General features: G+C 42.7%; 14 protein-coding genes and 1 pseudogene. 9 read left to right on the plus strand and 6 right to left on the minus strand.

Annotated features, from left to right (window positions below; genetic code table 11):
* Positions 1–68 precede the first annotated feature (68 nt).
* The 8 genes and pseudogenes from zapE to C2M32_RS04240 all read left to right on the plus strand — a co-directional run bounded on the left by zapE (position 69) and on the right by C2M32_RS04240 (position 6,511).
* Positions 69–1,157, plus strand: a complete 1,089-nt coding sequence (gene zapE / locus C2M32_RS04205) for a cell division protein ZapE (protein WP_105167258.1) — start codon at positions 69–71, stop codon at positions 1,155–1,157.
* A gap of 259 nt (positions 1,158–1,416) precedes the next feature.
* Entirely contained in the window at positions 1,417–1,845 is a 429-nt protein-coding gene (gene rplM / locus C2M32_RS04210; RefSeq protein WP_105167259.1) for a 50S ribosomal protein L13, read from the plus strand.
* 11 nt (positions 1,846–1,856) lie between these two features.
* Positions 1,857–2,246, plus strand: a complete 390-nt coding sequence (gene rpsI, locus C2M32_RS04215; RefSeq protein WP_070983178.1) for a 30S ribosomal protein S9 — start codon at positions 1,857–1,859, stop codon at positions 2,244–2,246.
* A gap of 536 nt (positions 2,247–2,782) precedes the next feature.
* Positions 2,783–3,373 carry a ubiquinol-cytochrome c reductase iron-sulfur subunit gene (gene petA / locus C2M32_RS04220; protein ID WP_105167260.1) on the plus strand — a complete coding sequence of 197 codons (591 nt, stop codon included), beginning with the start codon at positions 2,783–2,785 and terminating at the stop codon, positions 3,371–3,373.
* Positions 3,373–4,637: pseudogene (locus tag C2M32_RS04225) on the plus strand (cytochrome b). The gene petA and the pseudogene C2M32_RS04225 overlap by 1 nt, the downstream one beginning before the upstream one ends.
* Complete coding sequence (locus C2M32_RS04230) at positions 4,634–5,371, plus strand: cytochrome c1 (RefSeq protein WP_105167261.1); 738 nt, start codon at positions 4,634–4,636, stop codon at positions 5,369–5,371. The pseudogene C2M32_RS04225 and the gene C2M32_RS04230 overlap by 4 nt, the downstream one beginning before the upstream one ends.
* A 97-nt stretch (positions 5,372–5,468) precedes the next feature.
* A complete protein-coding gene (sspA, locus tag C2M32_RS04235) occupies positions 5,469–6,095 on the plus strand; it encodes a stringent starvation protein SspA (protein ID WP_105167262.1) in 627 nt (208 codons plus the stop codon).
* Positions 6,095–6,511, plus strand: coding sequence for a ClpXP protease specificity-enhancing factor (locus C2M32_RS04240; protein ID WP_070992088.1), 417 nt, complete (start codon positions 6,095–6,097; stop codon positions 6,509–6,511). Before sspA ends, C2M32_RS04240 begins: the two co-directional genes overlap by 1 nt.
* A 63-nt stretch (positions 6,512–6,574) precedes the next feature.
* Here C2M32_RS04240 and dolP read toward each other — a convergent pair whose 3' ends face one another.
* From dolP to C2M32_RS04260, 4 genes are read right to left on the minus strand one after another with little or no spacing between them, the layout of a single operon-like run.
* Positions 6,575–7,141, minus strand: coding sequence for a division/outer membrane stress-associated lipid-binding lipoprotein (gene dolP, locus C2M32_RS04245; protein WP_105167263.1), 567 nt, complete (start codon positions 7,139–7,141; stop codon positions 6,575–6,577).
* The gene (locus C2M32_RS04250; RefSeq protein WP_105167264.1) at positions 7,141–7,728 is read right to left on the minus strand and encodes an SIS domain-containing protein; all 588 of its coding nucleotides are present in this window, start codon (positions 7,726–7,728) and stop codon (positions 7,141–7,143) included. The genes dolP and C2M32_RS04250 overlap by 1 nt, the downstream gene beginning before the upstream one ends.
* A gap of 1 nt (position 7,729) precedes the next feature.
* Positions 7,730–8,095, minus strand: coding sequence for a YraN family protein (locus tag C2M32_RS04255; RefSeq protein ID WP_105167265.1), 366 nt, complete (start codon positions 8,093–8,095; stop codon positions 7,730–7,732).
* A gap of 13 nt (positions 8,096–8,108) precedes the next feature.
* The gene (locus tag C2M32_RS04260; protein WP_105167266.1) at positions 8,109–9,995 is read right to left on the minus strand and encodes a penicillin-binding protein activator; all 1,887 of its coding nucleotides are present in this window, start codon (positions 9,993–9,995) and stop codon (positions 8,109–8,111) included.
* 62 nt (positions 9,996–10,057) lie between these two features.
* Between C2M32_RS04260 and rsmI the strand changes: the two genes are divergently transcribed.
* The gene (gene rsmI, locus C2M32_RS04265) at positions 10,058–10,915 is read left to right on the plus strand and encodes a 16S rRNA (cytidine(1402)-2'-O)-methyltransferase (protein ID WP_105167267.1); all 858 of its coding nucleotides are present in this window, start codon (positions 10,058–10,060) and stop codon (positions 10,913–10,915) included.
* A 52-nt stretch (positions 10,916–10,967) separates the two neighbouring features.
* Here the strand turns inward: rsmI and C2M32_RS20425 are convergent, their stop codons facing one another.
* Together C2M32_RS20425 and C2M32_RS04270 are read right to left on the minus strand one after the other, a co-directional pair.
* Positions 10,968–11,111 (minus strand): hypothetical protein, encoded by a 144-nt coding sequence (locus C2M32_RS20425; protein WP_158678113.1) that lies wholly within the window; start codon positions 11,109–11,111, stop codon positions 10,968–10,970.
* Between the two features lie 38 nt (positions 11,112–11,149).
* The gene (locus C2M32_RS04270; RefSeq protein ID WP_105167268.1) at positions 11,150–13,222 is read right to left on the minus strand and encodes a winged helix-turn-helix domain-containing protein; all 2,073 of its coding nucleotides are present in this window, start codon (positions 13,220–13,222) and stop codon (positions 11,150–11,152) included.
* Positions 13,223–13,347: the final 125 nt, after the last annotated feature.

The raw sequence follows: 13,347 nt of genomic DNA on the forward strand, positions 1-13,347 counted from the left end.
ATATACGCCTAGAATCGATGCGTGTTAATATAATACGCAAATAAAAACGCAGAACTATGTAAACAACTATGACACCTTGGGAAAAATATCAGCAAGATTTACAACGTGACGACTTTCAATATGATAGTGCACAAGAAAATGCCGTTAAGCATTTACAACGTTTGTATGATGACCTCACAGCCGTGCCAGAGAAGCCGACGGGCTTTTTTTCGAAGCTGTTTGCTAAACCAAAACAACACAGTGTACAAGGGCTTTATTTCTGGGGCGGTGTTGGACGCGGTAAAACGTATCTGGTTGATACATTCTACGAAGCATTACCTACGCAAAGAAAAATGCGCGTACATTTTCACCGCTTCATGCACCGTGTACACGATGAATTAAAGCTGCTCAAAGACGTCAAAAACCCGCTAGAAACTGTGGCTGATAAGTTCAAACAAGAAACAGATATCATTTGTTTTGATGAATTCTTTGTGCAGGACATTACCGATGCCATGTTACTCGGTGGCTTAATGCAGGCGCTTTTTGCCCGAGGCATTGTGCTCGTGGCAACGTCTAATATCGTGCCTGATGAGCTGTACCGCAATGGATTGCAGCGAGCACGTTTTTTGCCGGCGATAGAGCTGGTTAAAGCAAATACTGAGGTGGTGAATGTAGACTCAGGCATTGATTATCGCTTGCGTACGCTTGAACAGGCGGAGATATACCATAGTCCGCTTGATGAACAAGCGGACAAAAATCTGTTTGAGTATTTTGATAAATTATCTCCAGAGCCGGGTAAACTTGACGAGAAAATAGAAATTGAAGGACGTTTGATTGCTACCCGCAAGGTGTCTGATTGTATCGTTATGTTCGATTTTAGTCAGTTATGTGAAACGGCACGTTCACAAGTAGATTATATGGAAATCAGTCGCTTATATAACACAGTGATTCTGTCAAATGTCAAACAATTAGGGCAACACAACGATGATGCTGCAAGGCGTTTTCTTGCATTGGTGGATGAGTTTTATGAGCGTAACGTTACTTTGATTATTTCAGCCCAAGCGCCCATCACCGAGCTGTACACACAAGGCACATTAAACTTCGAGTTTAAGCGTTGTATTAGCCGTTTGCAGGAAATGCAATCTCTTGAGTATCTAGCTCGTGAGCACTTAGCCTAACGCAGTGAGCGCGCGTATTTGAAGATAAATTAGGGTGAGAAAGTTTTTTGTAGAAAAAACAATCTCACGCTAGTCAAGCCTTAATAGAGTTGCTATAATCCGCGGCCTGCCACGTTGCGTTCTATTGCCCTCGTCGGCTTAGCCACTGACTTGAGCGGCAAAAAAGTCTTAAACTCGAAGGGGTTAAAGCACTCATATAGTAAGCGGTAATCAAATTTGGTTACCTGTGGTTTTAAATAGAAAAACATTGGATTTTTAAATGAAAACGTTTGTTGCTAAACCAGAAACTGTAAAACGTGACTGGTACGTAGTTGACGCTGAAGGTAAAACTTTAGGTCGCATCGCTACTGAAATCGCTCGTCGCCTTCGCGGTAAGCATAAAGCTGAGTACACTCCTCATGTTGATACTGGTGATTACATCATCGTTATCAATGCTGAAAAAGTTACTGTTACAGGTAACAAAGCGAAGGACAAAATGTACCACGCTCACACTGGCTTCCCGGGCGGTCTTAAGTCTGTGAACTTCGAGAAACTTCAAGCTAAAAAGCCTGAAATGATCATCGAAAAAGCGGTTAAAGGCATGTTACCTCGTGGCCCTCTAGGTCGCGAAATGTACCGTAAACTTAAAGTTTACGCAGGTAGCGAGCACAACCACGCGGCACAACAGCCGCAGGTTCTAGACATTTAAGGAGCACACTCATGGCAAATCAATACTACGGTACAGGTCGTCGTAAAAGTTCAAGTGCTCGCGTATTCTTACGCCCAGGCACTGGCAGCATCGTAATTAATCAGCGTTCTATCGAAGAATACTTCGGTCGTGAAACTTCTCGCATGGTTGTTCGTCAGCCTCTAGAGCTAGTTGAAATGACAGAGAAGTTTGACCTTTACATCACTGTTGAAGGTGGTGGTATGACTGGTCAAGCTGGCGCAATCCGCCACGGTATCACGCGTGCACTAATGGAATTTGACGAGTCACTTCGTCCTACTCTTCGTAAAGCTGGCTTTGTTACTCGTGACGCTCGTAAAGTTGAGCGTAAGAAAGTTGGTCTTAAGAAAGCACGTAAGAAGACACAGTTCTCAAAACGTTAATTTTTTACGTTTCAAGAATTCAAAAACCCAGCATTATGCTGGGTTTTTTGTTTTTAGAGATTTCATTTTCAGCCAAGCATATCTTACATTGTGTTGTCGCTTCGTATTATTCATATGAACTGCTCAATTAATCACCTTTTTTCCTAGTCAGCGGTTTTAAAAATAAAAAAACTGCAATATTTAGAAGAATTAGTAGTAAATCGTCGATAACTCAGCGTATTTTTTTGCTACAATTGCTGTGCAAGTAAAGTGAGCGAGTTTCAACCCCACATAAAGTGGTTCTCAAGCCTCGAATGAGGTTGATCTTGGTCAGTATATTGTTTTTAGATTAGCGTTATCATATACCATCGGCTTCATGCTCGAAGTAACCTTGTTAACACTTGTTCAGGTTTATTGGGGCATGGGACTGTAATAACCTTGTTTTAATCAAGGGATTTATTTATGATCGCTTCTATTTTGTAGTTTCTTAAAATTAACCTGCTGTAACTGATGTTCTCAATATAGCAAGTGTTGAGAATCATAGTGGAGATAAGTGGATGAGCAATGCGCCTGTAGACAATGGCCGACGTCGCTTTTTAACCATAGCTACCTCTGTTGTTGGTGGTGTTGGTGCGGCTGGGGCTGCTGTTCCTTTTATTGCGTCTTGGAATCCAAGTGAGCGAGCTAAATCTGCGGGTGCGCCTGTAGAAGTAGATATCAGCAAGCTTGAGCCTGGACAATTAATTCGTGTTGAGTGGCGAGGCAAACCTGTTTGGGTTATTTCTCGTACACCGAAGATGCTAGAGCAAATGAAAGCTCATGAAGATAAGCTTCGTGATCCAGCATCTGAAGAGCCTCAACAGCTGGATTCAGCGAAAAACCCATATCGTTCTAAGCGTCCAGAAATATTCGTGGCGGTTGGTATCTGTACTCACCTTGGCTGTTCACCTAGCTTCTTACAAGGTGGATTTGGTGAAAAGGTTGAAGGTACAGAAGATGGTTTCTTCTGCCCATGTCATGGTTCTAAGTTTGATATGGCTGGCCGTGTATTTCAATCGGTTCCTGCACCATTAAACCTTGAAGTTCCACCGTATACCTTTATTGATGACACCACTATTCTAGTCGGTGAAGAAGAAGGGGTTGCGTAATGTTTGGTAATCTTATCAACTGGATCGATGAACGTATTCCAATGACTCGTGTTTGGAATATGCACATTGCTCAATATCCTGCGCCAAAAAACTTTAACTTTTGGTATCTATTCGGCTCACTAGCCATTCTGGTTTTAGTCAACCAAATTTTAACCGGTATTTGGCTAACCATGAACTTCGTACCTTCAGCTGAAGGTGCATTTGCATCAGTAGAATACATCATGCGTGATGTTGAATATGGTTGGTTACTGCGTTATCTGCACTCAACAGGTGCATCAGCGTTCTTTATCGTTGTGTATCTGCATATGTTCCGCGGTATGATTTATGGCTCTTACCAAAAACCACGTGAATTATTGTGGCTGTTTGGTATGTTCATTTTCTTAGCGCTGATGGCTGAAGCTTTCATGGGATACTTACTTCCTTGGGGCCAAATGTCATTCTGGGGTGCACAGGTAATCATCTCGCTATTCGGTGCGATTCCGGTGATTGGCGATGATTTAACGCTTTGGATCCGTGGTGACTACGTAATCTCTGGTGCAACGCTTAACCGCTTCTTTGCACTGCACGTAATCGCACTGCCACTTGTTCTAGTTATCCTTGTGTTCCTTCATATCGTTGCATTGCACGAAGTTGGCTCAAACAACCCTGATGGTGTTGAGATCAAACGTAAAAAAGGCACAGTAGCAGAAGAAGATAAGCCTAAATTTAAGTTCCATGAATATTACACAAGTAAGAAAGACATCGTGGACGCAATTCCATTCCACCCTTATTACACAGTAAAAGATATTTTAGGTGTGGCTGGTTTCTTAATTTTATTCTGTTGGGTTGTATTTTTTGCACCAGAGATGGGTGGTTTCTTCCTAGAAGCGCCTAACTTCGAAGCGGCAAACCCTCTGAAAACACCTGAGCATATTTTCCCTGTTTGGTACTTCACGCCTTTCTATGCAATCTTGCGTGCTATTCCTAACAAGTTATTAGGTGTTGTCGCAATGGGTGCTTCAATCGTAGTACTTGCGTTACTACCTTGGATTGACCGCGGTAAAGTGAAGTCGATTCGCTACCGTTGCGGTTTACACAAGCTAAACATTGCTCAGTTCGTGGTTACCTTTGTTATCCTTGGTTGGATCGGTGCGACACCACAGACAGACTTTAAAACGTTGCTATCGCAAATTACGACGTGACTTACTTCATGTTCTTCGTGTTACTATTCGTATACTCAAAGAATGAAAAAACTAAACCATTGCCAACGAGGTTGACGAAATGATGAAAAAGCTAGTTATCGGTTTATTCGCATTGTTGCCAACTTTTGCGATGGCAGCGGGGCCATCAGTTCCTCTGATGGAAGCAGGTAATGATTTAACAGACAAAGCGTCTTTGCAACGTGGTGCTAAGTTGTTCATGAACTACTGCCTTGGTTGTCACCAGATGCAGTATCAACGTTATGAACGTACTTTTAGAGACATTGGTATCCCGACCGAGATCGGCCAAGAGCAGTTGATTTTTGATGGTTCAAAAGTGGGTAGCCACATTTTGAACGCAATTGAAAAAGATGACGCTGCAAAATGGTTTGGTGCTGCGCCACCGGATCTAACGTTGGTTGCTCGTGTACGCGGCGCGGATTGGATCTACACCTACTTGAAGTCTTTCTATAAAGATGACTCTCGTCCGTTTGGTGTGAACAACATCATTTTCCCATCGGTTGGTATGCCACACGTACTACAAGAGTTACAAGGTTTACCTACGCCTATCACCGAAGAGGTGGAAGAGCATGGTCACACTGTAACAAAAGTTGTGGGTGTACAAACAGATGGTTCTGGTGAGCTAAGTACTGATGAGTATGATCAGGCAGCACGTGATTTAACAAACTTCTTGGCGTATGTAGGTGAACCTTCACGTCTTGAATCAGAATCACTTGGTATAAAGGTGTTAGGATTCTTAGTTATTCTGTTTATCCTTGCATTCTTCCTGAAGAAAGAATACTGGAGAGATGTTCACTAAGTAGAACAAATCTAAGGTAATTTTGTGATAGGGGCTTTAGCCCCTATTGCTGTTTAAAGTGACTTATTACTTTTTGTAATTATTAATGGAGGTAGGCATGGCCGTTGCTGCCAATAAGCGCCCTGTAATGACTCTTTTCTCTGGTGCAAATTGCATGTATAGCCATCAAGTACGCATTGTACTGGCTGAGAAAGGAGTAAGTGTTGATATTCACCTAGCAGAAAAGGATAACCTGCCAGAGGCTCTTCATGAGATTAACCCCTATGGTACGGTGCCAACTTTAATTGACCGTGAATTAGGTTTGTACCAAGCGGATATCATCATGGAGTATCTTGATGAGCGCTTCCCACATCCACCTTTAATGCCTGTCTACCCAGTTATGCGTGGTCGCAGTCGTTTGATGATGCATCGCATTGATACCGATTGGTATAGCCTTGCCGCTAAAATCATGGCCGGTGGAGCAGAAGAAGCACAAGCACGTAAAGAACTAACCGAAGCATTACTAGCGGTAGCGCCTATTTTCAATGAAGCGCCTTACTTCATGAGTGAAGAATTTAGTTTAGTAGACTGTTATTTGGCCCCGTTACTGTGGCGTTTGCCTCAACTAGGCATTGAGCTTTCAGGCGCAGGTGCAAAAGAGCTTAAAGACTACATGTTACGTTTATTTGAGCGTGATTCATTCCAAGCTTCTTTAACTGAAGCAGAACGTGAGATACGAGCATAATGACACCAAATCGCCCATATTTACTGAGAGCCTTTTTTGATTGGATCGTTGATAACGAGTGTACACCTCACTTAGTTGTTAACGCTGAGTATCCAGCTGTTCAAGTGCCTACACAGTTTGTACAAGATGGGCAGATTGTCTTGAATATCAGCCCTACGGCGGTAACGCAGTTTGCCATGGACAACCATCAATTGAGCTTTAATGCGCGCTTTGGCGGTCAACCTATGCAAGTTTATGTTCCAATCGCTGCGGTATTAGCGATTTATGCACGTGAAAATGGCGAAGGTACTGTTTTTACGCAGGAAGATTTTCCTGAGGAAGAAGTACAAGCACCTGAACCGGTTGAAAGCGAGACCGAGAGTGTTAAAAGTGATACTTCTAAAAAGAAAGGATCACACTTAAGAGTTATTAAATAATTCTGAGAACAGTCACAAAAAAACCTGCGCTAGCGCAGGTTTTTTTATTGAAAAATTCGTTCATTATAAATATTCAAACGCTTTGACAACTCTTGTGACACCGTTAATATGTCGAGCGATTTCTACCGCGCGGTCAGCTTCTTCTTGTTTAACTAAGCCCATTAGAAACACCTCGCTATTCTCAGTAACAACTTTAATATTGTTACCACTAACGTCTTCGGCAGCCAACAGCTTGGTTTTAACTTTTGACGTTAGCCAGACATCATGAGTTTGGGTCGTCACTCCGATATTGCTACTGATACGCAATTGGTTGTGTATTTGACGTATCGCAGGTATGTCTTTAAGCGCATTGTGTGCTTGTTGCTTCATTTCTGCATTGGCAACTTGGCCAACCATCAGGACGACACCATTAACACTAATCAAGCTAATATTGGCGTGTTCTTTCAAGCGCTCTATATTGCGAATGGCTAACATGCCTTTTATCTCGATGTTATTGTCATCGATTTGTGAGCCAATTGTACGTCTGTCGTTAGCCGCTGATATTGCTCCAGCAGTTCCAGCTACAACGGCGGCAGCACAACCCTGTAACAATGAAACAACTAACAGTAAGGCAATGGGCTTAAGCTGCATTATTGCTCTCCTTGGGGAAATAAGGTGTTATCAATTAACTGGCTGAGGCAGTGAGTAATAAATAGATGAGATTCAACAATACGACTTGGGCGTTTGCTCGGTACACGGATCTCTACATCACTGGGGCCTAGTAGGCCTGTTAATTCACCGCCATCATCACCAACCAATGCGATGACCTTCATGTCTTTTGTTAGCGCTGCTTCGGTCGCACTGACAACGTCTTTTTCATTACCGTTAACAGCGATAACAAGCAGCAAGTCACCTTGCTGTGCAAATGCTCTGACCTGACGAGCAAAACGATCGTTATCATCGGCATTGTTCTGTGCGCCAAGTTGCACGCTGGATTGTGTTAAGGCAACAGCAGGTAAGCAGGGGCGCTCCGTTTCATAGAAGTTCACCAGTAAGCCAGCCAAATGCTCCGCAAGCATATGACAGCTATCAACGCCACAGCACAGTAACTTATTACCGTTGATTAAGCCTTGTACTATGGTCAGAGCGGCCGACTCAAGTGCATCGGGCAGTACTTCGCCTGCTGCAATTTGTGCTTGAATACTTTCTGTAAAAATACTCTTGATAGATTCTTGCATATTAAAAAACGCTCTTAATCCATTGTATATTAGGAGGATCTTTGCCCTCAATTGCGATAAAGTCTACGCGTAATGGTACATTATGCAACTTTTGTTCAGTTAGATAGTGATAAATACTACGCTTTAATCTTTGTTGTTTGGTGTAACTCAAAGCGGCCAACACTCCGCCAAACTGCTTGGATTGCCGATACTTAACTTCGATAAATACCCAGCAATCCGCTTCTTTCATCACGAGATCTATTTCGCCAAAAGGGCAATAATAATTGCGAGTAACATAACAAAGCCCTTGTTTCTTGAGGAAACTTTCTGCTAAGTGTTCGTAATGATTACCCTTGTCACGTGTATTTTTAAATAGTCCTTTAAACATAAGGCCTCCTGCCTTAGTTGAGAACCGGCTCCCTTGTTGTTGAGGTTTGTTTCATAAACAGCGGAGTCGGTGGTGTTTCATTTAAGTTCACCACGCGGATCTGGTTCTTCTTGTACTGTGCCCAGCGTAACTTTCTGTGCAACGTATTGCCTCTTTTGATACTTAGTTGGCCAGTTAGACCTTTAAACTCTTTACCTGGAATACGAGCTAATTGCTTGATCTCAGGTATCAACCTTAATGCATCATAGGCCATTGCGAAGAGGCGTTGCTCTATGTCTGCTTGCTCCGGCCACAAGGCGACATATTGATCTCGCAAATTCTTTGGCTGAACCACTTCGGGTAACATCCAAGGCTGCTCGGTAAAATATAGCCCTTCCAAGTCGCCTTTATCCGTACTGTCTATACGACGACTGTAACTGCGAGAAGTGGCATACAGTGGAATTCGCTGCGCAAAGGTACTGACATTAACGTCCAGATAAGGTTTCAATAAACGAGTTTCTATCGCATCACCCAGAATATAGACCACATCAATATCACCACGTGAGCGAGTTTCGCTTTCAACATCTTGCCTGAAAAGGGATTTGATGGTTTTTATTCTTTGCTTTGATTTATCGACTTCGAGTAGATCAGCCACCACATTAGCCATATTTTTACTATCGGTATAAAAACCAACTTCCGGTTCTGCCTCACTATATTTCTGCCACTGCTGTTCAAAGTGACTGATCAGTCTGTGACCAGAATTGTTGTCTGGTGCCAGTAGCATAGGCTTTTGATACTCTTTAGCTAAAAAATGGACCAAGGCTTGTTCTACTTCATGCTCTGGGTTTAATGCAAAGAAATAGTGTTCTGGATGCATATTTGGCTGGCTAGGCGTATTGAGAAAAATGGTTGGCAGGTTGGCCAATACCTGAGAACTTGCTAGCCTATCGATATTGTTTTTTAGCAGTGGTCCAATGACAAAGTCAGCCTGATTTAACATTAACGTTTGTTCAATCGCTTCATTGCTTTGCATTTCGTCAATAAAAAACACTTCTTCCACATCAAAGCTATCAAGTGCGGCTAAAAAGCCATTTTTTAATGCGCTGCCAAAACGTTCACTACTACCAGATTGTGGTAACAGTATCGCTAATTTCTGTGCACGGTAGGGAACTAGACTGACGGAGTTAGCCACTTCTTCTGGCAATAGGTAACTTGCAGGATGATTATTAAATCTGCGCTGCCAATTGTTAAGTGCTTGATGTAGTTGTACACCAGAACCAAGGTATATTTGTTGATATTTTGCCAGTTTGACCCAGCCTTGCTGCAAGGCCGTGCCAGTATCAATGCGTTCTAAAGCGTAAGAGGACAGCTGTTGTAAAGCCTGCCAGATAGCGCTATTTAAGTTGGTGACTTTTAAATCGTGCTTAGCCGCAATATCTGCGGCACTGAAGAAATAAGTGAGCGCTTGATTGGGCAACCCTTCCGAAGCGTAAATGTCTCCTTTTAGATATTGGTGCCACGCTTGGTGCTCTGGCAAGCTGAGTTGCTCCTCCAAGGTATTTAAAATAGCTAAAGCGGCGCTGGCTAAGCCTCTTTCTTTGCGGGCTAGCGCGATGTACAGCTTGTTTTGTACGTGGTCAACACTGGCTTTACTTTCCAGCGCAAAACAAATTTCTTCTAAGGTTTGCCAGCTTTTGTTATCAATGGCGAGATCACGCGCTAGGTAGAGCAACTGAATTCTGTCAGCACCTTGTTTATTCATGGCTTTTTGATACAGCATATGCGCATCAGACGTATCGACTACGACTTCTATTTGCTGACTTTTTGGCTTTGCGTCTGCTTTCGGTATTTTTTCGGTTGTACTACAGGCGGATAACCCCGACAATATAGCGATTACAAGACTAATTATTTTCAGTCGCACAACAACGCCCTAATTGATTTATTCTCTGATGGCTATCTTACTGACTGAACCTGGAGAGCTCAATGATTAAAGCACCGAACTCAGATAAAATAGGCACCCTTTACGTAGTAGCGACGCCAATAGGTAACCTTGCCGATATTAGCGAACGCGCAATCACCACTTTATCGAGCGTGGACTTAATCGCGGCTGAAGATACTCGACATACTGGAAAATTACTGAGTCATTTTAATATCAAGGCAAAAACGTTTGCCTTGCATGACCACAACGAAAAGCAAAAAGCCCAACAGATTGTTGATTGGCTCAACGAAGGACTCGATATTGCGCTCGTTTCTGATGCGGGCACCCCTTTGATCAGCGATCCCGGTTATGCGGTGGTCAATTTATGTCGTGAGCAAGGTGCTCATGTGACGCCCGTTCCGGGAGCATGTGCTGCTATTACTGCTTTAAGCTGCTCAGGTCTGCCAACCGATCGCTTTCAGTTTATAGGCTTTACCCCAGCAAAAAGTCAGGCGCGCCAACAGTTTTTTCTAGACGCATATGAAAGTGGTATCACCAGTATTATGTATGAAAGCACGCACCGCATCATGGCAAGTTTAGATGACTTACAAACCGCCTTAGGGGCCGAGCAACAGGTGGTGTTCGCCAAAGAGTTGACCAAAACTTACGAAACTTTCTTCAGTGGTAGTGTTGCTGATCTTATCGCATTTTTAACAGATGAACCCGAAAAGCAGCGCGGCGAGCTGGTACTTATGTTGCCAGGCAAGCCAAAGCAACAAGAAGAAATCCCCGCAGATGCACAGCGCATGCTGGCATTATTAGAGCCTGAAATGCCTTTAAAGAAAGCCTGTGGTGTGGTGGCCGAATATTTTGGACTGAAAAAGAACGCGCTATATAAAGCGTGGATCCAGCAGTCAAATTAGATGGCTTTCGAATGTATTGGCCTACGCATCGAGGCCAATACATTACACAGCTTTACTCTTTGTCACACAAGTGAGGACTGACTAAACACCAGCCTGAAGTGCTATTGTCGCCCGTATAAGGTTCGGGAGAAGTCGTCGCTGAAAACGCCATAGTGGTGTACGCAAATACACAGAACAAAATAGTTTTGATAGCCATGGTAATATCCTTTTTGAACATTGTTTCGCTATCAATACTTAAAGGAGTGCCTCAACAACATAACTCAACATAAACTTTTTCGTAATTTTTATCTGATTTTGCCATTCTTCATGTTGTACTGCACTACCGCCTTTTACTATTAAGCTTTTGTTGTTACTGCTTATATAAAATTTAGTGGCGTTTTTGCTGTATGGAATGGCAAGTGACGCGTGAAAAACATTCTCGTCACTTAAGTCAAGTTGGTGAAAGGTTACTGACGCCAAATCGTGTTCTGTCCACATCACAATATTATCTGTAAACGCTATTTGTGAATTAGCTTCTAGTTGGGCTCGTTGATTCAATGCATGAAGTGTTCCTTCAGCGGGTTGTAGATATAGTGAGCCATCGTCTGTAACAAGCAGTAACTTACCCTTGGATTCGAAAACATATCGAAAACCGTCGAGTCGGTGTTGCACCTTGTTGCCATCCCAATAGTAAACATGCCATGAAGAGTTAGAACGAGCCGTGAAATATAAGGATTGGCCGTCTTCTAGCAGTGCAATGCTCTGTGGTTGTACATTGCCAAGCGGTACTGGAAAAGCAAGCTTAGACGCGTAGCTGACTATTTTTACTTTACCTTGCTCAATGAACGCGAGTGATTGTGCATCGGCAGCATGGCTAATGTGTGTAATAGGGTGAGCTGATTCATAGATAATCTCAGTTGCTTCGGGATGGGTGTTGCTAAATGAGACAATTTGAGAACTGCCATCGCGTTTAGATAGACCAATAAATTTGTTATCGCCCATTTCGCTAATGAGTAAACTAATATCTTCTGAAAAGTGATAGTAGCTCTTAGTGTTTTCGCTATTTAACGGTAACGGAATTTCATAGAAAAACGACGCCTTCTGCGCGGCTTTAGAGGTATGAATAAGTTGATTGCGTTCATCAATACTCAGCATGTGAACAACCTGCTTCGCTATCAGTGAGTTAGAACCATCCTTGATTGAAAAGTTTTGCAAGCCATTTTCAGTGGCAACAATAACCTGCCCATCATCTAGCCAATCTAAGTCGAACACAGTGCTGTCTATCAGCTTGTGTGACTCTTTACTAAATTCCTTGGTGTTATACACCTCAAGGGCGGTGGTTTTTTGCAAGGTATTGTAGCTAAGCAAGGCAATATGCTCATCACTTGGGGCCATTGAGCCGGCAAAAAAATGAATGAAAGTCTCTGGGTTTTTTATCACTGGTCGATGAACGCCTGAGCTCACATCATAATGATACAAGTTAAACGAATGTGCTTCGTCATCACTGGCAATAAAGTAGAGTTGATTATCATCTTTACTCAAAAAGATATCAGCGATGAAGGTAAATTTGTCGACTATTGTGGTTGTTGTGCCTGTAGAGGTATCTATTGCGATGATCTCAGAGTTACCTTTTTTGACATTGGAAATATACAGCGTGCTTCCTGAATTAGAAAACCCCATTGCATCTGGCCAAGTTACTTGCTTTAACACCGCTTCATCAGTGCCTCTGTGTTGGTCTCGTAACATAATGGAGAATGTTGTTTCTCCTGGCAGTTTTGTGGCATAGGCATATTGAGCGTCAGAAGAATAAGCAAACGCAATGTGCTGCGTACCAATTCTATTGGTATTTTGTAGTGGCTCAGCGAGCGTTAGTTGATTGCTAATTGGCATAAAAGCGATGAGTATTATGACGAGAGTAAGTATTGCGCAGGCTTGAAAAGTTTTATGCCAGTGGTGGCGTGGTTTTGGCTCGCGCCAATGATGGCAATCATTGGGGAGCTGATCTTTGCTCGGGCAATGCTTACCTTGGCAAAAATGTACGTCGCAAATCAGTTTGTAGCCCCTTTTTGAGATGAGTTGTATATATTTTGGCTGCTTGGGATCGTCATCAAATGCGCTACGCAGTTTACTGATGCACCGCCTGACCGCCGCGTCGCTGACCATAACGCCATCCCATACCTGATCGTGCAACTCATTAATACTCACAAACCTGTCTCTATTCACATATAGGTACTCGAGCACCGCAAACACCTTGGGCTCGATATCAATGAATCGTCCATCAATACATATTTTATGTTCTTCCCTTAAAACTATTATTTTTTTCATCATTGTTATTCTAGTAAGTGTTTAGAAAATAAAAGCATTTAAATCAAAGAAGTACGCTTTAGTTTGAGAAAAATTTGGAAATATTCATTCAGCTTTTGATTCTAAGGGATTTAGATTTCAAAGAGCAA

The sequence above is a fragment of the Pseudoalteromonas sp. T1lg23B genome (assembly GCF_002964665.1).
Taxonomy (GTDB): domain Bacteria; phylum Pseudomonadota; class Gammaproteobacteria; order Enterobacterales; family Alteromonadaceae; genus Pseudoalteromonas.

Excerpts from the sequence above, each read along its gene's own strand:
- rsmI (WP_105167267.1), top strand. The coding sequence starts at position 10,058 with ATGATTAAAGCACCGAACTCAGATAAAATAGGCACCCTTTACGTAGTA.
- C2M32_RS04240 (WP_070992088.1), top strand. The coding sequence starts at position 6,095 with ATGACACCAAATCGCCCATATTTACTGAGAGCCTTTTTTGATTGGATC.
- C2M32_RS04270 (WP_105167268.1), bottom strand. The coding sequence starts at position 13,222 with ATGATGAAAAAAATAATAGTTTTAAGGGAAGAACATAAAATATGTATT.
- rplM (WP_105167259.1), top strand. The coding sequence starts at position 1,417 with ATGAAAACGTTTGTTGCTAAACCAGAAACTGTAAAACGTGACTGGTAC.
- C2M32_RS20425 (WP_158678113.1), bottom strand. The coding sequence starts at position 11,111 with ATGGCTATCAAAACTATTTTGTTCTGTGTATTTGCGTACACCACTATG.
- rpsI (WP_070983178.1), top strand. The coding sequence starts at position 1,857 with ATGGCAAATCAATACTACGGTACAGGTCGTCGTAAAAGTTCAAGTGCT.
- petA (WP_105167260.1), top strand. The coding sequence starts at position 2,783 with ATGAGCAATGCGCCTGTAGACAATGGCCGACGTCGCTTTTTAACCATA.
- dolP (WP_105167263.1), bottom strand. The coding sequence starts at position 7,141 with ATGCAGCTTAAGCCCATTGCCTTACTGTTAGTTGTTTCATTGTTACAG.
- C2M32_RS04230 (WP_105167261.1), top strand. The coding sequence starts at position 4,634 with ATGATGAAAAAGCTAGTTATCGGTTTATTCGCATTGTTGCCAACTTTT.
- sspA (WP_105167262.1), top strand. The coding sequence starts at position 5,469 with ATGGCCGTTGCTGCCAATAAGCGCCCTGTAATGACTCTTTTCTCTGGT.
- C2M32_RS04255 (WP_105167265.1), bottom strand. The coding sequence starts at position 8,095 with ATGTTTAAAGGACTATTTAAAAATACACGTGACAAGGGTAATCATTAC.
- C2M32_RS04250 (WP_105167264.1), bottom strand. The coding sequence starts at position 7,728 with ATGCAAGAATCTATCAAGAGTATTTTTACAGAAAGTATTCAAGCACAA.
- zapE (WP_105167258.1), top strand. The coding sequence starts at position 69 with ATGACACCTTGGGAAAAATATCAGCAAGATTTACAACGTGACGACTTT.